This is a genomic window from Lysinibacillus cavernae (assembly GCF_009724685.1).
Taxonomy (GTDB): Bacteria; Bacillota; Bacilli; order Bacillales_A; family Planococcaceae; genus Lysinibacillus; species Lysinibacillus cavernae.
The window spans coordinates 174737-195421 of the sequence record NZ_WMEF01000008.1 but is presented as its reverse complement, the minus strand read 5'-3'; the positions used below and the strand labels follow the sequence as shown (position 1 = coordinate 195421).

Genomic DNA, 20685 nt, shown 5'->3' with positions numbered 1-20685 from the left:
GTCACCTCTTAACGTAATCGAATTCTAGGGTCCAACACAGAATATAAAACATCGACGATAAAATTAATCATGACTACCGCTACTGTAATATACATAACAATCCCCTGCACAAGTGGGAAATCGCGATTGCTTATAGCTGTAATAAGTAATTGGCCAACGCCTGGCAATGAAAATACCTGTTCTACGATAATCGTCCCCGCTACTACCTCCGCCATAATCAAGCCAAAAACCGTTAATATCGGAATCATTGAATTTTTCAATACATGTTTATACATAACATTTTGTTCAGACATTCCCTTACTGCGAATTGTTCGCACATAGTCGAGCTGGACTTGCTCCAAAATGGCTGTACGGACATAACGAAAATTAATAGCAATTTGTGGAATCGCAATTGTTAAAGCTGGAAGAATAAGCGTACTGAGCGCCCCAGCTACACTTTGTGTCCATGGAATATAGCCGCTGATTTTAAAGAAGCTAAACTGTAAGCCAATGTAAAGAATGAGCATCATCCCTAGCCAAAAGGATGGAACTGCCATACCGATCTGCGTCACAGTGGATAATGACACATCACTTAATTTATTTTGTCTTCTTGCAGCAAACATTCCTAAAGGTAAGGAAATGAATAAAACAATAATTAGGGTGAGCCCTGCTAATGACATGGTTACAGGGAGTCGATCAAATAATAGTTCTTTTACTGGCATTGAAAATCGAATAGAATTCCCTAACTGTCCTGTCAATAAGCCCTTCATCCAATCCACATATTGTTCATAAAGAGGACGATCCAAGCCGAGCTCAGATCGTAAATTTTCAATTTGTGTGGGATCCGCTTCTGTCCCTAACATTGTGCGAACCGGATCACCAGGTAATATTTGAAAAACACCAAATGTAATAATGGATACTAGAAGGATGGTTGTTATTAACAGGATGATTCGACGTAGGATATACATCATGAGCACTCATCCCTTTCTAGTTTGAAAATTTAACCTCTGACATATCATGGAACCAGAATGGATAGCTCTTGAGCCCCGTCACTTGTTTGTCCGAACCCCAAACAATTTGGTAATCCGCAATATAAACTGCTGCGGCTTGCTCTGCTAATATTTCCTGTGCACGATGGTAGTAGTCCTTTTGTTTTGCTTGATCTGTTTCCTTTAACACATCGGTCATTATTTTGTCGTATTCTTCATTTTTAAATAAGAAGAAGTTTTCACTATCGTTTGTTGAGATGTAGTCATTCAAAATTTCAAAAGCAGATGCACGTCCTGTTAAATCAATCGTTGTCATTGCATAGTCACGGCCAAAGTAAACACGATCTAGCCAAATTCCCCATTCCACAACTTCGATTTCCACATCAATACCAATTTCTTGTAAATTAGCAACTACAATTTGTGCAATATTTGAGTAAATATCATTGTGTGAAGACACAGTAATTTTTGTTTTAAAGCCATCAGCATAACCAGCTTCTGCTAATAATGCTTTTGCTTTTTCTACATCACGCTCATACATGCTTTCTAAGCCCTTCTTTTGATAGTCTCCCATTGCTGGACTCATATTGGAGCCAAGTGGAACAGCATAACCAGCAAACACAGAATCAATAATATCTGATTTACTAATTGCATAGTTGATCGCTTGACGAACTTTTACATTATCAAATGGTGCTTTTGTTTCATTAAAGGTAACGATTAAGGATGAGTTATTATTTTGATGTGATAAATTATAGCTACCCTCTACCTCACTAACACGATGCCATGGAACGCTCGTTAAATCGACCTCATTGGCCATCAAACTCATAATGGCTGCTTGATCATCAGATTGGAAAGCAAATGTTACTTTATTCAAATAAGGTAAACCTTCCTGCCAATAATGCTCATTTTTCTTCAGCTCTAAATTTGTACCAGGCGCATATTTCACAAAGGCAAATGGGCCTGTACCGATTGGATTTTCATTATGCTTACCATCATTACTTTTAGGAATAATGGCTGATTGTCTCGCTGTTAATGAATACAGGAAATTAGAATTTGGCTCTTTTAACTTGATGACAAATGTACTGGCATCAGGTGCCTCTGTAGATGCCACGTTATCAAAGTTATTGGACATTTTTTCTCCGCCATTTTTCCCCATTAAACGGTCGAAGGAATATTGAATATCGTCCATCGTTAAATCATCACCATTATGAAACTTCACACCTTGGCGAATTTTAAACGTATACGTTAAACCATCCTCAGAAATTTCATAGCTCTCAGCAAGCCCCTCTTTTAAAGAGCCATCCGTTTCGGGCGCCATCAGCCCCTCAAACATATTCATAATCATTTGATATGAAATAGATGCCGTTGCTTTATGTGGATCTAAAAAATCTGGATCATCATTCACACGTACAACGATGTCCTGTGGTACATCTGCAGTCGTTTGTCCATTCGAGCTATTGGAGTTTGTTGTATTTTTCTCTCCATCACTAGAACACGCACCCATTACCAATGCCATGATGAATGTTAATAGCATCAATCCACTGATTTTCAACTTCATTGCCGTTCCCCCTTTTCCTAAGTGCTTCTATTTTGAATGCTTGTATAGCTTTCTACATCTGCTAATTTTTCTGCTGCTTTCACGCCAGCGAGAATTGCTTCCTCCATCACCTTTGTAGCTAAATGCCCTAAATAATCAAGTGCATACGTTTGATTACCTGTACCAAGCACAAAAATCGTGTCGCCATCTAGCATGGTATGAACAGGATAAATTGTTCTAGCCAAGGCATTTTGGGTAAGCTGTGCAATTTTTTTAGCCTCGGCCTTCGTTAGCTTAGCATTCACTGCAACTACTCCAATGGTTGTATTGGTGCCAGCTAATGCCTCCGATTGTTCATGCTTCTCTAGATAAGCACAGCAATCCACCCATTGATCTGAATCGCTATCTCTTGCGCCTGCTAAAATTTCCCTTGTATGCGGATCCTTTACATCTCCCACTGCATTAACAGCCACAAGAGCACCAGCTACTAGTCCACCTTTACCTGCAAGTGAGGCACTACCTAGCCCACCCTTCATAGCAAAATGAGGACCAGCTAATTTGCCAACTGTCGCTCCGTAGCCAGCGCCTACATTACCATTAGGAAATGGCCCAACTCGCGCTGCTTTCGCCGCTTCATAGCCCATTTGAGCAGTAGGCCGAGCTTTAGGATCTCCGATAAATAAATCAAACAGAACTGCACTTGGAACTATAGGTATTTTCACAATACCCGCATCGACTCCAAACCCTTGCTCCTCTAGAAATTGCATGACTCCTGATGCAGCATCTAATCCATAGGCACTTCCTCCTGAGAGACAAATACCGTGAATACGGTCAATTTCATTGATTGGGTCTAACGCATCTGTTTCACGAGTACCTGGTGCAGAGCCGCGAACATCCACCCCACAAACTGCTCCATTCTCTACTAATAATGCTGTACAGCCTGTTATACCTTCCCTATTTTCAAGATGTCCTACCTTGACACCAGGAACATCCGTAATATTACCAAACATGATCAACACCTCGATTTTTTAAAAAACGAATATTCTGATTATTTTTCGTATAAAAAACAAGCTACCCGTTGATTAGCATTTTCCTCCTGAAGCATTGGCCTTTCCTGATGACATCTTTCCATTACAAACGGACAACGTGTATGAAAGACGCAGCCAACAGGAGGGTTCATTGGGCTTGGTAGTTCACCTTGTAAGAGTATTTCTTGTTTCGGCTCATCAAAATTGACGACAGGAATAGCAGATAGCAATGCTTGTGTATAGGGATGTAATGGATTTGCGTATAACTCCTTCTTGGTACCAACTTCCACAACTCTTCCTAAATACAGCACAGCCACGCGGTCACTAATATGCTTCACAACACTTAAGTCATGCGAGATAAATAAGTAGGTTAATTGAAATTCATCCTGTAAATCCATCATTAAATTAAGGACCTGCGACTGGACCGACACATCCAGTGCCGATACGGGCTCATCGGCAATAATGAATTCTGGATTAATTGCTAATGCCCTTGCAATCCCAATACGTTGTCGCTGACCGCCAGAAAATTCATGTGGAAACTTTTGCATGGCATCCTCAGGTAGCCCTACCTTTTGTAATAGCTCCTTTACACGCTCTTTTCGCTGTTCCTTCGTCAATGTTAATTGCAGTTTCATTGGCTCTTCGATAATAGTACCAATCCGCATCCGAGGATTTAGTGACGCAAAGGGATCTTGAAAAATCATTTGCATTTGATTGCGATAACTTTGCAGCTTGTTGCCTTTTAAATGTTGGATTGGTTGTCCTTTATACAGCACTTCCCCTGCTGTTGGCTCAACAAGCTTTAAAATCGTTCGCCCAAATGTTGATTTTCCTGAGCCTGATTCTCCTACGATTCCAAGGGTTTCTCCTCTATAAATTTCAATCGAAATATCGTCTACAGCTTTGATCACCTTTTTTTCTTCTTTCATTGACTTCCGCTTCACAGGAAAGTAGGCCTTTAAATGATTAATTTCCAGCAAAACTTCTTTCTCCGTCATGAGCCCGCTCCCCTTTCTCTGTGAATAAATGACAGCGTACTTTATGTGACTCCTGGATATGGTGTACTGCCGGTTGCTCCTGATGACAGTGTCCCATTGCATGTGGACAGCGCGGGGCAAAACGACATCCTTCAGGTAACGCATATGCCGGTGGTACGGTGCCTGGAATCGACGGCAGCCTTTTAACATCGGTTTCAAGACTTGGCATCGTTTTTAAGAGAGCGGTCGTATAGGGATGCTGTGGGTTTAAAAATAGCTCTCTTACTGGGGCTTCCTCAACAATCTGCCCAGCATACATCACCATGACACGATCAGCTGTTTCTGCGACGACACTCATATCATGTGTAATGAATAAAATCGCTGATTGATGCTCTTCCTTCATTTTCATCATTAGCTTTAATATTTGTGCTTGTACCGTTACATCAAGCGCTGTTGTCGGCTCATCCGCAATTAATAACTGAGGATTATTGGACATCGCAATGGCAATCATAACCCGTTGCCGCATCCCTCCAGATAGCTGGTGAGGATATTCAGCGATCACCTTCTCCGCATTCGCAATTCCTACTTCCTTTAATAGCTGCAAGGCTTGACTCCATGCCTCTTTTTTCGATACCTTTTGATGTCTGCGGATGCCTTCTATCATTTGATTACCAATGGTAAATACAGGATCTAAAGAGGTCATGGGCTCTTGAAAAATCATACTAATTTCATTGCCACGAATACGGCTCATCTCTTTATTTTGATAGGTGAGTAGATTTTTGCCGTTTAAAGCGATTGAACCTGCTGTAATTTCTCCTGGTGGTATTGGCAGTAAACGCATAATCGCTAAGGATGTAATACTTTTGCCGCTACCTGATTCTCCTACCAATGCAACGGTTTCTCCTTTATGAATGGTAAAGTTCACATCTTCAACAACTTTTGCCTCTTTGCCATTTTTTAAATGGAATTTGATCGATAATTGATTGACCTCTAATAGGACTTCTTTTTCTTTTGGCTGTTCCATATGCGGCCCTCCATCTCAGTGTTGATTAGGTGGTGCATAGCGTATAGCGATATTTTTCATTTGCGTATAGTTTCGCAGTGCAACAAAGCCCTTCTCTCGACCAATACCACTTTTTTTATAGCCACCAAACGGCATTTGAATGCCACCAGCAGCCCCATAATTATTGACAAATACTTGCCCAGCCTGCACGCGACTTGCCACATAATGAGCTGTATCGATATTCTGTGACCAAACGCCAGCCACTAAGCCATAGTCTGTGCTATTGGCTAATGCAATGGCTTCTTCTACGCTTGAAAAAGGTAAGACTGTTAATACTGGCCCAAAAATTTCTTCCTGCGCTAATGGATTATTCGGTTCAACGCCATCCAAAATAGTTGGTTGTATATAATAACCATTGTCATACCCTGCTATTGTTAATGGCTCTCCACCAGTGATGACAAAGCCATCTTTCTTTGCTTGTTGTATTAATCCGAGGATTTTCGTATATTGACGTTCATTTAACAGTGGCCCCATATCCATGTCTGCCTCACCAGGACCCACTTGAATCGACTCGAATTTTTGCACTAATTGTGATGTAAACGAATCTTTTATGCTTTCTTCAATGAGTAAACGCGCACCTGCAGAACAAGTTTGTCCAGCATTTTGGATAATGGCACGCACAACTCCATCCAGTGCTTGCTCCGTATTAGCATCAGCAAAAACAATATTGGGTGATTTCCCTCCAAGCTCTAATGTCACAGGAACAACATTTTCTGCAGCCGCCTTCATGACAGCGATACCAGTAGGAACAGAGCCTGTAAATGTAATATGATTGATATCCGGATGTGATGTTAAATAAGAGCCAACATCTCGACCAAGGCCAGTAATGTGTTGAAAAATTCCTTTCGGCAATCTATCAGCAAACCACTCCGTGATAGCATGCGTTGTAAGCGGTGTATCCTCCGCACTCTTGACAATAACTGCATTGCCAGTCGCGATGGCTGCAGCTACACTTCTCGCTGTAATTTGTATCGGATAATTCCATGGCACAATATGTACCGTAATGCCAACAGGCTCTAGCACTACCGCATTTAGTATTCCATCCTCAATCGGAATGGTATCCCCCATCACTTTATCAGCCGCGCCGCCGTAAAATTCAAAATAGCGAGCCGCTGCTTCGATATCTGCTCTTGCCTGTGTTAAGGGCTTTCCGACGTCACGACATTCTAGTAAACTCCATTCCTCTGCATGCTTACGAATATAATGTGCGAATTCTATCAATAACTGTCCCCGTTCATAAGCCTTCCATTGACGCCAATTGTCCCGTTCAAATGCTACGCGGGCTGCACGTACCGCTTCTTCTACATGCGCTTTACTTGCATTGCTGATTTGTGCAAGCACTTCCCCCGTTGATGGATTCCTAACATCTAGTAATGCCTCTGTATCACCATGAATCCACTCTCCATTAATTAACATAGGAATTTTTTTCATCATACCCCTCCTATAATCCACGACCACCATCTACATGTAATGTCGTTCCAGTGACCATACTTGCAGCATCAGATAGTAAATAACTAACTGCCCCAGCGATATCAGATGGCTTGACCAAACGCCCTAATGGAACAGACTGTACAAATACACTTTGCTTTGTTTGCTCGACATCCGCCCCTTGTGCGGCAAATTGACCAAGCATTTGTGTGTCAGCTGGCCCTGGATGAATCGTATTGACGCGAATTTGACTTGGTGCAAGCTCAATCGCAAGCCCACGAGTAAAGCTTTCTGCCGCACCCTTTGATGCAATGTAGGCCTGCAAACCTGGTCTAGGACGAACTGCTGAAATAGAGGCAATTGTAATAATGGAACCTCGTTGCTGCTTTTTCATAAAAGGTACAATCGCTTTTGCTGTGATAAACAAGCTTTTCACATTGACATCCATTAAACGATTCCACTCATCCATTGTCACCTGTTCTATAGGTGTAGCCGACTGTGCAATGCCAAGTGCGTTAACAAGCCCATCTATCCTGCCATACTTATCAAAAATCTGCTGGCATATGTCGTTGACACGCTCCTCCTGCAAAACATTGACTTCAACACATTGCAAGGAATCCTGTGCCAAATCTGATAATGCTTCTGTTGATAGATCGAGCCCTACGACCATATTGCCTTGCTTTAGCTGCTCTTGAATAATGGCTTTACCCATACCGCCTCCCGCACCTGTTACAACGATTACCTTTTGTTCGCCTGTCATACTAAACACCCCCTGCTGTTAATGTCATATGAATGATTTCCTGACAAATCGCATTGCCCATTTGAGCTGTTGACGCTTGTCCACCAATATCTGCTGTTTTCACGACCCCTTCTTGTAGTACTTTGGTGATGGCTTTGATAATGAGCTGTTCTAAATCGGTTCTACCTTGATGGCCAAGAAGTAAGGCAAGCGACCAAATTTGTGCGATTGGATTGGCAATACCCTTCCCTGCAATATCTGGTGCCGAACCATGCACAGGCTCAAACATCGATGGAAAATCCTTCTCTGGATTCAGGTTGGCCGATGGAGACAGACCCAATCCGCCTACAATGGCAGAGCCTAAATCAGATAAAATATCGCCAAATAAATTAGAAGCTACGACTACCTCAAAATCCTGTGGTCGCTCTACAAAGTAAGCGACTAAAGCATCAATGTAAACTGATTGGAGTTGTAGTGCTGCTGAGCTTTGAGCCACAGTCTTCTTTGTATGCTCATCCCAAAATTTCATCGAATGAATAATAGCATTCGATTTAGTTGCACTTGTTATTTTGGTTTTTCCATGTTGCTCCGCATAATCACAAGCTGCTCGTACAATTTTTTCAATCCCAATCCGTGTCATAATTGTATTTTGAATGGTCATTTCCTGTGGCTGCTGCTGATACAGTCGACCACCACTGTCCGAATATTCTCCCTCCGCATTTTCACGGAAGATGACAAAATCAATCTCCCCACCATTTGCCAGAGGTGACGTGATCCCTGGCAGTGATTTAATTGGACGGAAATTCACATATTGCTGGAAATGCTTCCGAATTGGCATAATTAATTCCCAAACCGTGACATCATCTGGCACACGAGCATCGCCAATAGCCCCAAACAATATCGCATCAAATTTTTGTAGTGTTTCAAGTGCATCCTCAGGCATCATACAGCCATTCTGTACATAATAATCAGAACTCCAAGGGAAGATGGTCGTCTCGACTTGTAGGGAGCTATCACGTTTTTGCAAACATGCCAAAATCTTTAACGCTTCCTCCATAACTTCCTTCCCTATGCCATCCCCAGGTATAACCGCAATTTTTATCGACTTCATTGTTCATCACCCGCCAAAAACTTCAATGCCGCCAAACGATAAATCGCCGTTGTTTCTGCCAATTCTTCAATATCTACATATTCATTGATTTGATGAGGGATTTCTCGATCTCCAGCACCAACCGTCACAATCGGAATACCATGGACATGAAGAAACGTTCCATCTGTCGCACCAGGAACACCATTATATTTTGGTTCCTTCTCCGTCACCTCTGCCACCGCCTCATAAATGGCCTGTACAACAGGGTCTTCCTTAGCCGTTGCTGTAGCTGGTCGGTTATCAAGGACAGTAAGCTCGACTTTAAAATCAGGATCGTCCGCTTGTAATAATTTAATAATCGCTTCGATTCTGCCCAGTAGTTCATCATGATCTTGAGCAGGCACAGTGCGAATATCCAGCGTCGTCATACAATGATCTGGGATGACATTGATTTGAGCATCTCCTTTTACTGGAGCACGTAAAATCGTTGGCGTAATCGATGGCCAATTCAACATAGGATCACGCCCTAATCGAGCCTGTTCCTCTTTTTCTAGTTTTTCAAGCTCTACGATGAAACGTGCCATACGCCAGTTAGGATTAATGCCACTCCAAGAAATGGCTCCGTGGGCCATTTTACCAAAAATATCTACCTTCAAACGGATAGCTCCACGCTGTGCAATACACACATTGTTTTCCTGTGGCTCACAGATAATCGCACCATCTACTCCGTCAGCCCAACCATTTTTAATAAAATGTTTAATGCCCAACATGAGCCCCTCTTCATCACAAGGAATACATAAAATAATCTTGCCCGTAAACTCTTCTTGATCTAGTAGCAATGATTGACAAGCTGTAATCATACAAGCAAGATTTCCCTTTGTATCGTTCGTCCCTCTACCATACATACGTCCTTCCACAATTTCTGCCCCAAATGGATCATATGCCCAAGCATCTCGATTGCCCTCTGTCACTACATCTGTATGTCCTTCGAAAAGCAATGTCTTCCCTGGTTTGCCCGAATCAATAATGCCAATAACATTCGGTCGCCCGGGCACAACCTCCTCTACATGCGTTTCAATGCCAATATCTCGTAAATAAGCAGCAACAAAATGTGCCACTTCTTGCTCATTACCCTTCGGATCATTCTCACGGTAAACGCTTTCAATTCGCACAAGTTTCTGTGTTAATGTAATGACTGCCTCACGATCACGCACATAAGATTTTGTTGTTTTCAAACTGGTTACTGTCATACAAAGAACCTCCTATTTTAGGGAATATTCTGAATTTATGTTATTTTAACATTGTCCAATCTCTATGAAACTAGACAATATGTTAATGATTCATAGATTGACCTTAACTTTTTGTTCAGCAACAAAACGCTAGAAAACAACTTTTTTTTCTGTTTTACGCTGTTTTTTGATAGTTTTCTCGATTGCATTGGATTTTATATTGAAGTATTTTTCGATGGGTCGATTTAAACGGTTTACGCTGATTTTTAGGTGGATTGACACTTTCTTTGAGCGGGTTTCTCCATCTTGAATGGGGTCATGAAAACTTCCTCACTACCTTTGAGCGATTCCTCCCAACTTTCGAGCGAAGCCCCTCCTAAAACGAAAAAAACCAGCAGATGCTGGTTTTTTCAACTTATTGTTGGCGGGATTCGGTCATTTGCTTCCAGACCGAGCCTTTTGCTTCTTCACCCTGTTCAATTCGGGCAACAGCCATTTTTACTTGTAATTTTACTTCGAATTCTTTATCTTCTTCCGCAGCCTTTAATGAAGGTAAGGACTGTTCTGTTCCTACTTCATATAAATACATCGCTGCACGCCAGCGAACTAATTTGTTTTTATCCTGTAAGGCTTGCTGCATAGCTCCTTCAAATTCTACAAAACCAATGTCGCTCATACAGTCACCAGCTGTTCGACGGACTGCTGCACTTTTATCCTGTAGGGCTCTTTCTAAGTAAGGAACAACAGCCACATCCTCAACCATACCTAAGTACACCGTTGCAAGTCGACGAATGGACATTTGTTCATCCTGTAATGCTAAATCAAGTAGTGGTAAATCATCTAGCTCTGGATCAGCCATTTGATCTAACAACTGGAAACGTTTTTCCCATTCTGGTTGCTTGAATTGCTCAACTGTCAGTTTTAGCTTGTCGGTTTTAATAACAGCTTTTTCATCGTCATTATTGATGGCAGCGACAATTTCCGCTAATCGTTGTGCAGAATAAGTGACATCAATCTCTTGTTTAACGGTTTCTGCAATTTCCTCAAGCTCACCGTAGCGTACACCATAATCAATCCATTTACGCTGGAAAATATAGTTTTCATCTACTGCTGACTCAATAATTTGATTAAAAGCATCTACAAAACGATCTCCACAGCTTATACGGTGTTCACGTTGATTATCAAAAACTTTTACTTGCAAAGGCACCTGCTTGTAAAACTGCACATGCACATAAACCTCACCATAAAATTCATTAGCAATGAGTGTTTCATCTTGTGTTTTTACATCTTCCCCTAACACTTGACGAATACTTGCTAGAATGCCTTCCCATGCATACTTGGCATTACGCTCAACAGCAAAGAAATCGGCTACATGGTAAACGCCCTTTACTCCTTCAATAGATAATATCGCTGCAGCCTCGCCAGTTGCTTCGTCTTTATTATCCTTTGTAAAATTATAGCTTTTCCCGAAAGGTAGCTCTGTATCAACAACAATCTTCATAGAATTGGGACTTGGCGTCGGTTCAATTGTAATAATCTTCATGTCTATCGCTCCTTATCCGTTGACAATTTCATCTAAATAAGACCATCTTTCAATCAGATGCTCATATTGTGCATTCAGCTCATCAAGCTTTGCTGTTAATTCCTGTAGTTTAGTAAAATCTGAACCAGCATTAGCGATTCCATCTTCGGTCTCCATAATAGCTGTTTCTGTTTTTTCAATATCATCTGCGATCGTTTCCCATTCTTTTTGCTCTTTAAACGATAGCTTTTTCTTGTCTGATTTTGGCTTTTCGGACTTCGCCTTTTCAACTTTTGGCGCCTCTACTTTAACAACCGTGTCCTGCTCGCGCTTCTCCAAGTATTCACTGTAAAGATCCAGTGTTTCCTCAACTTGTCCCTGTCCATCCAATATCCATAGCTTTTTCGCAATCCGGTCTAGGAAGAAGCGATCGTGGGAAATGGTAATGACAACACCAGGGAAATGTTCAATGAAATCCTCTAACACACCTAATGTTTCAATATCTAAATCATTGGTTGGCTCATCGAGTAACAAAACGTTTGGTTGTTCCATTAATAAACGTAATAAATGAAGTCGCTTGCGCTCTCCACCCGATAATTTCCCAATTGGTGTTCCATGTGCATGCAGTGGGAATAAAAAGCGCTCTAGCATTTGAGCGGCTGAATAACGAACGCCCTCAGCATCTGTAATATCATTTGAAGCCTCACGTATATATTCAATCATACGTTCATTTTCATTCATTTTCGGCAATGTTTGTTTGAAATGTGCTAGCTTCACTGTTGATCCAACAAGAATCTCACCTTGATCTGGTGCCAGCTCTCCTGCTAGCATATTCAATAAAGTGGATTTCCCTACTCCATTCGCACCGATAATACCAATACGGTCACCTTGCTGTAGTAAAAATGAAAAGTTTTCAAGAATTTTTTGCTGTCCGAAGGCTTTCGAAATATTCTCAGCCTCTAGCACTTTACGTCCAAGTCGCGTTGTCGCGAGCCCCATTTCCAATGAAACGTCCTCTGATTTGCGCTCTAAGTTATCCTCTAGCTTTTCAAAGCGTTGAATACGAGCCTTTTGCTTGGTCGAACGAGCTTTCGCGCCACGACGAATCCATTTAAGCTCTGAACGATATCGGTTGCGATCCTTTTGAGCAGAGGCAGCTTTCATTTCCTCACGAATAGCACGGGCCTCTAAATAATCACCATAATTCCCTGTGTGTCGATATAATGTTTGATCTGCTAGCTCGTAAATATGTGTTGACAATTCATCTAAGAAATAACGATCATGGGTAATAAAAATAACCGCACCCTTTAGTCGTAACACCATTTCTTGGAGCCACTCTGTTGACTGCACATCTAAATGGTTGGTAGGCTCGTCCAATAAGTAAAGATCCGCTGGTTCAATTAACACCTTGGCTAAAGCTACCCGTTTTTGCTGTCCACCTGATAGTGTTAGCACTTCTCTTTCAAATGTTTCAATGCCTAGTTTTGTTAATGCTGTCTTTGCTAACGCATTGACATCCCATGCTTGCTCTTCATCCATGCGCTGTTGCAAGCTAAATAAAGTCTTTTGTAGGCTTTCGGATGTTGGGTTTATTGCTAATGCTGCAACGGTTTCCTCATATTGACGATTCAGTTGTAAAATCGGTGAGTCTCCTGCAAACACAGCTTGTAAAACTGTTTCTCCAACATTAAATGACGGCTCCTGTGGTAAATAGGCAACACGGTATTTGTTTGGTCGATCAACCGACATTGTATCTGCTTCTATGTCTTCTGCTAAAATGGATAGCAAGGTCGATTTCCCTGTTCCATTAATGCCGATTAAGCCAGCTCGCTCTCCCTCATAAATAGTAAATTCAATATTTTGAAAAAGCGTTTTATCGCCCACAGTTTTCGTTAAATTTTGTACGATTAAATGACTCATTCCACTATTCCATCTCTTTCATGTTAGGTATTGATCATGCCCACACTACTTTTATGTAGACGATTATTGATATCCATTAATCATCATAACATCAATTGACAGGTAAACAAAGAACAACAAACTATCAACGGCTTGTACTTACAATGGTCGATTCTCCTGTAAATACGTGTGCATAATCTGACAAAGCTGGATGATCCCTTGTTCAAGATCCTGCGGTTCAGGATACGAATAACTAATTCTCATATGGTGGTATTGAGGCTCACCTGGGTAACAAGCTGAGCTTGGTAAAAAGGTAATATGGGCTTGCTGGGCTTTCAACAGCAGTTCATCTGTATTGCCATCACTAGGCAAAGACACCCAAATATTCAGCCCTCCTTTCGGTTCCATCCACGTAATGCCTTCAGGTGCATACTTTTTCAGCAAGGCAATCGTTTGATCTCTTCTTATTTCAAGTGCAATGCGGAGTTTTTCTAAATGGGCATGCATTCGTTCGGATTGTAAAAAAGGAATGAGCGCCTTTTGTGTTAACAGTGGGTTACCCGAATCGGCAAAGGATTTGGCCGCTAAGAGCCGTTGATGGACAGTCCCCTTCGAAAGGATGGCGCCAATTCTACAACTAGGTGCTAAAGCTTTACTAAATCCTTTTAAGTAAATAACATGACCACTTGTATCTAAAGCTTTGAGCGTTGGAGGTGGTGGATTATCGTCAAAATAAATCTCATTCCACGAGTCATCCTCTATAATAAGAAAACCATATTGTTGGGCAAGTTCTAGTAAATCTCTTCTTCTCGCTTCACTTAAAACAGTTCCTGTTGGATTCTGAAATGTAGGGTTTGTATAGATTAACTTTGGTTGTTTGCTTAAACATAACGTTGCTAAAATAGTTGTCCGCATTCCTTCTTCATCCACTGGAATCGGAATAATATGAGCTCCTCGATTTCTAAACACATCAATGGCTGCTGTGTACGTTGGAGCTTCTGTTATGACAATGTCACCTGGCCCAATAAAGGTTCTTGCCACTAAATCAATACCTTGTTGAACACCATTTGTCACAATGATTTCTTGAGGCGTTGTTTCTATTTGACCATATTGTTTGACATAGGTTTGAATGGCTTTTCGTACTTCTTCATCTCCTTGCACAGAACCATAACGTGCAACAATCTGCGGATCTGCCTGTAAAATATCAACAATTTGATTCGTCAAATAGACAGAGGGCAATAACCCAGGATGGATCGTCGCACTTGAAAACTTAATCGCAAACTCTACTCCTTTATTTAACATAGATTGCGAACGTTGAATGTAATCTGGGATGGCTAACTGCCAATTATAGTCACTCTGATGAACATTCAAAATTCCCTTTTCTTTTTTTCTAACAAATGCCCCCTTCCCATGTAGCAGTTGGATATAACCGTTTTTTTCTAACAATGAATACGCTTTACTAACTGTCACAAGGCTTACTTGATTTTCTTTTGAAAAGCTTCTAATGGAAGGTAATTGACTCCCTTCCTGTAAAAAACCAGAACGGATCTTTTCAGCAATAATGTTTGATATCTGGTGAATTAAAGATTGATCTGATTGACGATTTAGCTTAATTTTCATTGGACCTCCAACTGTTATAGTCATTGTTTGACTGTTATATATATCACTATATAGTGTAGAAACAGAAAAGGCTAAGCACAATTTAAGAATAAAGGAGAATGATGCCACATGAATAACATGAAGAACGATCAAGAGAAGATAGAAACTATTTTAAAGGACGTTGTCGAACATGCAGCCAATTTTTTTAATGGTCTAGAGGATAGAGCTGTAACTAACTATGCTTACAATGCACCTGCTGATAAGCTTCCTGAGCTAGGAAGCGGTGCTCAGGCAACACTACACCATTTTACACAGTATTACGCAGCAGGCTTAAGCGGCAGCGCCGGGTCAAGATATTTAGGGTTTGTTACAGGTGGGTCTACACCTGCCTCGATCGTAGGAGATTGGTTAGTAAGTATTTATGATCAAAACTTATCCCATTCAAAAGATTCAATCGCAGGTGCTATGGAATTGGCGACAATCGATATGTTAAAGGAATTATTATTAATAAGTGATGATTACCGTGGTACGTTTGTCAGTGGGGCAACAATGGCCAACTTCGTAGGTCTTGCTCAGGCGAGGGAGTGGGTTGCTCAATACTATGGTAAAAGCACTGCTTTGGATGGGTTATTTGATATTCCTCCTATTAAAATTGTCAGTGGTACTCCTCACTCAAGTATATTTAAAGCAACTTCTATGTTGGGAATTGGTAGAAAGTCCATCCACCTCATCCCATGTCAGGAAGAGCGTGAAGCCATTGATATCGCAAAATTACAACAATTTCTTGAAGACAATCAACAGGAACCCTGTATTGTCGTAGCAAACGCTGGAACAGTGAATACAGTAGACTTTGATGATTTATTAGCTATTGGTGAGCTAAAGAAGCGCTATAACTTCTGGTTACATATAGATGCGGCATTTGGTGGATTTGCGGCATGTTCACCAAAGTACCTTCATTTAGTTGAAGGCATTAACCATGCTGACTCTATTACGATTGATGCGCATAAATGGTTGAATGTCCCTTATGATGCAGCTATGCAGTTTACTAGAGATCAATCCTTGCAAGTATCCGTGTTTAAAAATAATGCTGCCTACCTCGGTGGATCGCTTGATAATCCAGATTTTTGTGATCTTACACCCGAGAATTCTCGCCGATTCCGTGCGCTACCTGCTTGGTTTTCATTACAAGCGTACGGCCAAAATGGCTATCAACAGTTAATCGAGCAAAATGTAATGCTAGCTCAACAGCTTGGACAAAAAATAGATGATAGTTCCTTCTTTACCCTGTTAGCGCCAGTTAGATTAAATGTCGTATGCTTTGCAATAAATCATGCAGTACTGACAGATGAAACGAACAAACAATTTTTAACGTCCTTAAATCAACAAGGAAAAGTATTCATGACACCAACTGTTTATCAAGGAGTGCCTGCCATTCGTGCGGCTTTCAGCAATTGGCGTACAACACCAGACGATCTAGCTATTATTTGGGAAGCATTAACAGCAGCAATGCCACTGTGACAACGAAAATTCTACTTGCGATTGCTATCTTTTATGTTGTTGTACTAAACGTACTAGTAACCATATTGATGCTTCGAAAGAAATATCCAAATGAAACACACGAACCGTCCTTCCATTGAAAGACGGTTCGTTACTTTGTTCTATTGACCGATTTCGTGCTGTAATTGCTTTAAAAAGCTTTCCATAAATTGATGTCGTTCAAGTGCCATTTCCTTACCCTTCTCCGTCACCATTAAATCTTTTAGCAGTAATAGCTTTTCATAAAAATGAGTGACAGACGAGGTATTTTTCTGACGATATTCCTTCTCTGACATATCTGTGCGTGCTTCTTCGTCCTTATCATAAAGCTTGCGACCTTTCGCTCCGCCATAAGCAAATGTTCTAGCAATGCCAATAGCCCCAATTGCATCTAAACGATCTGCATCTCGAACGATTTTTGCTTCCAGTGATGTTGCTTCTAGCTCGTTTCCACCATTAAACGATACTTGTGCAATACATTCTCGAATATGCTGCTTTTTTTCCTCGCTAACAGATAACTCGGAGATTAACTGCTCTTCCTTTTCTTTGCTATCGGTATACTTTTTGTCGCTGACATCATGCAAAAGTACCGCCATTTTTACTACCTCGACATCTGCAGAAGGCTCAGTATGTAAAATAGCTAAAGCATTTTGATAGACGCGTTCAATATGTTGAAAATCATGACTAGCATCAAATTGCGCATACACTTCACGTACTTTATTCATTAAATCATTCATTTTCTAAACTCATTCCCTTCCTACAAGATTATACTGTATTTTTTTATGTAAAAGGTAAACTAGAAAAATAAAAAACCGACACCATTTCAATTGACTAACTTTTCAGAATATTGTATGATAAACGTACAGAACAATCCATTTGTTCTGTAACTCATATTTTTCAGTAGTGTACAACAGCTGTGTGTTTGACAGATTTTACTTCAACTTCAGCGGGCTTACAATTGAATAACATGTTTAAAAGATGACGTGCGTATTGAAAACCAATCATCTAAACAAATAAAAGTGAACACTTTCCCTTAGAAATTCTTTGTTTAACCCGCATAGCCAAATGTACATGCCGAAAGATGTGAACAACAAGTTAGCTTGTTGCATGACCAATAGGATCTCATCAAATGTAGCATAAGTGTCATTGTTTTTTTCATTAATGGCTGTTACCTTCTTCTTGTCGATACTTGATATGTATGAACGTAGCTCCTCCCTTTAATGAAAATCGTGCACTACGATTGCTAACAATTGTGAACACCAATTTTAATGAGTCGTGCAAAACAGAATGAAAAGTCATTTAAGCCATATGAATGATGCTATAAAGGAAGTAGGAACAATTGTGATAAAATGTATTACCTTCCCGCTGAAGGACAAATAAAAGCTGCCCATCTTACATTCAAGTAGATGATGGCAGCTTTTATTGTTTTCAATCGTTATCGAACATCTTTAATTACTTCATCAATTTTCTGCAAAAGAGCCTGATTGTGCATCGTTGAACTTAATATTAAATCACTTTGGTCTACATGAATGACCGCCACATGCATACCCTCTTTAATGCTTGCACTAGGTATAGGAAGCATTTTCTCTCTATCGAATGTCATGATCAGGTCTGGGAATTTCGATTGCATTTTCCCTTCTTTCGATAACGTCATATACTCATTCCAGAAAGTTAAATGGTAATCACCAACTGATAATTTCCCAACATCAAAGCCATTTTCCTTTGTTAATGAATAATCTTTTACTTCCCCTGAAACGATGTGTACTCCATTCAATTGTTCCAAAACGTTAGCCAATTTTTCTTCAAAGGTTTGTCCATTTAAGAAACGATAGCCAAGCTCAATGGCCATTGATATTGCATTTGGTGCACCATGTTGCTGTAAATAGTCAATCGTCACAGGATTACGAGTTACCCCTACTAGCCCACCTGCTAAAATGGATGCTTGGCGTGCTGTTTTTGCGGTGTTTTGTAAATTACCTTCCACAAATCCTTGAACCGCAAAATCATCCTTTCCTCCTGCATAAAATTGAACAGATTGATAAGCTTGTTGTTCGTGTAGATTTAAGGAACCCATAATACCCGTTGGATGTGCTCGCCCATTACAAGGAGCGTCAACGACTGGTACATTTAATAATACCGACTGTAACCAGCCATTGATCGTCGTAATGGCACCATTTTCATTGGTAATGATGCCTTTTAGACGTTGATCGCAATACATATTCATACTACGATAGCTCCAACAAAGTTGTTCACTAGAAATATATTGATCGACTGCTGATGGCGCTCCTACCATTGCCACACATGCCACTAAATCTTCCTGATCTAATTCCATTATATCTACTAATTGTGGTGCTCCAGCAGCAAAAATTTCCTCTACCAGCTTAAAACCTTCCTCTAGAAGACCACCACCACCGCCACCAAGGATAGCTCCCCCATAAACGGCAGCAACCCCATCCTCATATGATAATACTTTTGCCATCATCCATTACTCCTTTCTATTTCCCTATTTTAAGAATAGAAGAGAAGAAGCTATATAAAGCGTCCCCAGCAATGACACCTGCTGCAAAGACTGTCATTTCAGATTCTCTCTTACCTTTCGTCACATACGTAAAAATAACACGAAGTAAGATACCTGCTAATACTGCCCAACCAGCGATAGGGTTGATAAGAAGTAAACCTGTAGCAAAAAGAATACCCATTTGTCGTTTTGAACCACCGATTAATTGGATTAATGCCCCAGGAATTGCCCAAATCATTAATTGTTTCGCTACGTCGCCCGTAACACCCGATTGGATCGTCGCTGCATACACATGGTTAACAGGTGCTACTAAATCTTGTGCAAAATAAGATTTGTAGGAAAGTAAAACAACAATTGCTGAAATCGAGAAGGCTAACATACCAGCAATCATTTGCTGTTTGCGTCCTTCTTTCTCTAAAGCTGGATCACTACCATTTCCTCGTAAAATAAAACCTGTTTTCAAATCATAGCCCATATCCGCAAATGCTACCCCTGTAGCTGCACTATAACCTGCCAGTAAGGCAAGAGCTGGTGCTGGGAAACCGATTAAGATACCAACAATCAGTGTAATAAACGCCACTGCAAATGCTGGAAACCAACCTGCATGCATCGCGGCAATACCAACAATCAGCTCATGGACAAATGCTGCAATTGTTGCGAAGATAATGAATCCTATTAACATACCGAAAGACATATGTGTGATAATACCGCCTAAAATTGCGATTAATAAAGCAATGACTAAATAAGCAATAAACCCTACACCAAAACCTTGACGAATTTCTTTAGCATCTTTTGAATAGCTCAACTCTTCTGACTTTTTCGCTGAGCGTTTGTTCAATAATGTAAACGCCACTTGGAATAGAGCCACAATTCCAGCACCAATCATGACACCATGTGGAATATAATAGGCATTTAAATCGACATTAAATAATTGAACAGAATAGCCTCTTAATAAAAGACCAACTCCAAACATAGAAAGAGCCCAAATATTACCAATAAATGCTACCCCAAAAGCTGACATTGGAATTTTAAGAACAGCTCCCACGATACCGATTAACACACCACCAATTAATACTTTGGCATTCTTGCCACCTTTATCGCCAGCTTTAATAGCTTCAGCTGTCGCAATCCCTGGAGGCCAAGTACCTGCTGCTGGGAAAATCTTTGTATCAAAAAATTTATATAATAATAAAGCATCAACAAACATCGCTAAAATAACACCGATAAATAACGGTAATACTAAATTTTCATAGCCTAAAACATATGGAATACCAATTGGCAACATTAAGCTACTTGCTGCACTAAATGTGGCCGATGAAATGGCCGTTTGGATAATATTTTGTCTATGCACTGATTTGAACGCAATGAGTTTGCCGATAGGAATTCGTCCTAGAATCATCGCAAAAATCGCCCCAACGATTGATGTATTCGCAGAAATCCCTAAAGTCGTAATCAGCTGTATCCCAATAATTGCCCCTACGACAGATGTTAAGACGATCATTAGTAGAGTTACAGGCTCTAAAGCCCGTGGATGTAATACTTTATTATTCATAAT

General features: G+C 40.6%; 17 protein-coding genes. 2 read left to right on the top strand and 15 right to left on the bottom strand.

Annotation, left to right across the window (positions count from 1 at the left end; translation table 11 throughout):
- Nucleotides 1-8 precede the first annotated feature (8 nt).
- The 12 genes from GJU32_RS16165 to pdxR form a co-directional block, all read right to left on the bottom strand.
- Nucleotides 9-950, bottom strand: a complete 942-nt coding sequence (locus tag GJU32_RS16165) for an ABC transporter permease (RefSeq protein ID WP_155592990.1) — start codon at nucleotides 948-950, stop codon at nucleotides 9-11.
- A gap of 16 nt (nucleotides 951-966) precedes the next feature.
- Nucleotides 967-2523: an ABC transporter substrate-binding protein gene (locus GJU32_RS16160; protein WP_155592989.1), complete on the bottom strand. Its 1557-nt coding sequence runs from the start codon at nucleotides 2521-2523 to the stop codon at nucleotides 967-969.
- A 17-nt stretch (nucleotides 2524-2540) separates the two neighbouring features.
- Nucleotides 2541-3512: a P1 family peptidase gene (locus GJU32_RS16155; protein WP_155592988.1), complete on the bottom strand. Its 972-nt coding sequence runs from the start codon at nucleotides 3510-3512 to the stop codon at nucleotides 2541-2543.
- Between the two features lie 38 nt (nucleotides 3513-3550).
- Entirely contained in the window at nucleotides 3551-4528 is a 978-nt protein-coding gene (locus GJU32_RS16150; protein WP_155592987.1) for an ABC transporter ATP-binding protein, read from the bottom strand.
- Entirely contained in the window at nucleotides 4497-5531 is a 1035-nt protein-coding gene (locus GJU32_RS16145) for an ABC transporter ATP-binding protein (protein ID WP_155592986.1), read from the bottom strand. The genes GJU32_RS16150 and GJU32_RS16145 overlap by 32 nt, the downstream gene beginning before the upstream one ends.
- A 15-nt stretch (nucleotides 5532-5546) precedes the next feature.
- Nucleotides 5547-7001 (bottom strand): aldehyde dehydrogenase family protein, encoded by a 1455-nt coding sequence (locus GJU32_RS16140; RefSeq protein WP_155592985.1) that lies wholly within the window; start codon nucleotides 6999-7001, stop codon nucleotides 5547-5549.
- 10 nt (nucleotides 7002-7011) lie between these two features.
- Nucleotides 7012-7758, bottom strand: a complete 747-nt coding sequence (locus tag GJU32_RS16135; RefSeq protein ID WP_155592984.1) for an SDR family NAD(P)-dependent oxidoreductase — start codon at nucleotides 7756-7758, stop codon at nucleotides 7012-7014.
- 1 nt (nucleotide 7759) lies between these two features.
- On the bottom strand, nucleotides 7760-8848 hold the full coding sequence (locus GJU32_RS16130; protein WP_155592983.1) for a tartrate dehydrogenase: 1089 nt from the start codon (nucleotides 8846-8848) through the stop codon (nucleotides 7760-7762).
- A complete protein-coding gene (locus GJU32_RS16125; RefSeq protein ID WP_155592982.1) occupies nucleotides 8845-10077 on the bottom strand; it encodes a M20 family metallopeptidase in 1233 nt (410 codons plus the stop codon). The genes GJU32_RS16130 and GJU32_RS16125 overlap by 4 nt, the downstream gene beginning before the upstream one ends.
- 394 nt (nucleotides 10078-10471) lie before the next feature.
- The gene (locus GJU32_RS16120; RefSeq protein ID WP_155592981.1) at nucleotides 10472-11599 is read right to left on the bottom strand and encodes a conserved virulence factor C family protein; all 1128 of its coding nucleotides are present in this window, start codon (nucleotides 11597-11599) and stop codon (nucleotides 10472-10474) included.
- A 12-nt stretch (nucleotides 11600-11611) separates the two neighbouring features.
- Complete coding sequence (locus GJU32_RS16115) at nucleotides 11612-13498, bottom strand: ABC-F family ATP-binding cassette domain-containing protein (RefSeq protein WP_155592980.1); 1887 nt, start codon at nucleotides 13496-13498, stop codon at nucleotides 11612-11614.
- 138 nt (nucleotides 13499-13636) lie between these two features.
- The gene (gene pdxR, locus GJU32_RS16110) at nucleotides 13637-15097 is read right to left on the bottom strand and encodes a MocR-like pyridoxine biosynthesis transcription factor PdxR (RefSeq protein WP_155592979.1); all 1461 of its coding nucleotides are present in this window, start codon (nucleotides 15095-15097) and stop codon (nucleotides 13637-13639) included.
- A 108-nt stretch (nucleotides 15098-15205) separates the two neighbouring features.
- On the opposite strand from pdxR, the gene GJU32_RS16105 reads away from it, so the two are divergent.
- Nucleotides 15206-16594 carry a pyridoxal phosphate-dependent decarboxylase family protein gene (locus tag GJU32_RS16105; protein WP_155592978.1) on the top strand — a complete coding sequence of 463 codons (1389 nt, stop codon included), beginning with the start codon at nucleotides 15206-15208 and terminating at the stop codon, nucleotides 16592-16594.
- Nucleotides 16591-16713 (top strand): hypothetical protein, encoded by a 123-nt coding sequence (locus GJU32_RS23630; RefSeq protein ID WP_274381826.1) that lies wholly within the window; start codon nucleotides 16591-16593, stop codon nucleotides 16711-16713. Before GJU32_RS16105 ends, GJU32_RS23630 begins: the two co-directional genes overlap by 4 nt.
- A 21-nt stretch (nucleotides 16714-16734) precedes the next feature.
- Here GJU32_RS23630 and GJU32_RS16100 read toward each other — a convergent pair whose 3' ends face one another.
- The 3 genes from GJU32_RS16100 to GJU32_RS16090 all read right to left on the bottom strand — a co-directional run bounded on the left by GJU32_RS16100 (nucleotide 16735) and on the right by GJU32_RS16090 (nucleotide 20682).
- Nucleotides 16735-17349, bottom strand: coding sequence for an HD domain-containing protein (locus GJU32_RS16100; protein ID WP_155592977.1), 615 nt, complete (start codon nucleotides 17347-17349; stop codon nucleotides 16735-16737).
- A 698-nt stretch (nucleotides 17350-18047) separates the two neighbouring features.
- Entirely contained in the window at nucleotides 18048-19091 is a 1044-nt protein-coding gene (locus GJU32_RS16095; RefSeq protein ID WP_155592976.1) for an S-methyl thiohydantoin desulfurase domain-containing protein, read from the bottom strand.
- A 16-nt stretch (nucleotides 19092-19107) separates the two neighbouring features.
- Nucleotides 19108-20682: an OPT/YSL family transporter gene (locus tag GJU32_RS16090; RefSeq protein WP_155592975.1), complete on the bottom strand. Its 1575-nt coding sequence runs from the start codon at nucleotides 20680-20682 to the stop codon at nucleotides 19108-19110.
- Nucleotides 20683-20685 lie beyond the last annotated feature (3 nt).

Excerpts from the sequence above, each read along its gene's own strand:
- GJU32_RS16090 (WP_155592975.1), bottom strand. The coding sequence starts at position 20,682 with ATGAATAATAAAGTATTACATCCACGGGCTTTAGAGCCTGTAACTCTA.
- GJU32_RS16105 (WP_155592978.1), top strand. The coding sequence starts at position 15,206 with ATGAATAACATGAAGAACGATCAAGAGAAGATAGAAACTATTTTAAAG.
- GJU32_RS16095 (WP_155592976.1), bottom strand. The coding sequence starts at position 19,091 with ATGGCAAAAGTATTATCATATGAGGATGGGGTTGCTGCCGTTTATGGG.
- GJU32_RS16160 (WP_155592989.1), bottom strand. The coding sequence starts at position 2,523 with ATGAAGTTGAAAATCAGTGGATTGATGCTATTAACATTCATCATGGCA.
- GJU32_RS16135 (WP_155592984.1), bottom strand. The coding sequence starts at position 7,758 with ATGACAGGCGAACAAAAGGTAATCGTTGTAACAGGTGCGGGAGGCGGT.
- GJU32_RS16115 (WP_155592980.1), bottom strand. The coding sequence starts at position 13,498 with ATGAGTCATTTAATCGTACAAAATTTAACGAAAACTGTGGGCGATAAA.
- GJU32_RS16120 (WP_155592981.1), bottom strand. The coding sequence starts at position 11,599 with ATGAAGATTATTACAATTGAACCGACGCCAAGTCCCAATTCTATGAAG.
- GJU32_RS16130 (WP_155592983.1), bottom strand. The coding sequence starts at position 8,848 with ATGAAGTCGATAAAAATTGCGGTTATACCTGGGGATGGCATAGGGAAG.
- GJU32_RS16165 (WP_155592990.1), bottom strand. The coding sequence starts at position 950 with ATGATGTATATCCTACGTCGAATCATCCTGTTAATAACAACCATCCTT.
- GJU32_RS16125 (WP_155592982.1), bottom strand. The coding sequence starts at position 10,077 with ATGACAGTAACCAGTTTGAAAACAACAAAATCTTATGTGCGTGATCGT.
- GJU32_RS16140 (WP_155592985.1), bottom strand. The coding sequence starts at position 7,001 with ATGAAAAAAATTCCTATGTTAATTAATGGAGAGTGGATTCATGGTGAT.
- pdxR (WP_155592979.1), bottom strand. The coding sequence starts at position 15,097 with ATGAAAATTAAGCTAAATCGTCAATCAGATCAATCTTTAATTCACCAG.
- GJU32_RS16155 (WP_155592988.1), bottom strand. The coding sequence starts at position 3,512 with ATGTTTGGTAATATTACGGATGTTCCTGGTGTCAAGGTAGGACATCTT.
- GJU32_RS16150 (WP_155592987.1), bottom strand. The coding sequence starts at position 4,528 with ATGACGGAGAAAGAAGTTTTGCTGGAAATTAATCATTTAAAGGCCTAC.
- GJU32_RS16145 (WP_155592986.1), bottom strand. The coding sequence starts at position 5,531 with ATGGAACAGCCAAAAGAAAAAGAAGTCCTATTAGAGGTCAATCAATTA.
- GJU32_RS16100 (WP_155592977.1), bottom strand. The coding sequence starts at position 17,349 with ATGAATGATTTAATGAATAAAGTACGTGAAGTGTATGCGCAATTTGAT.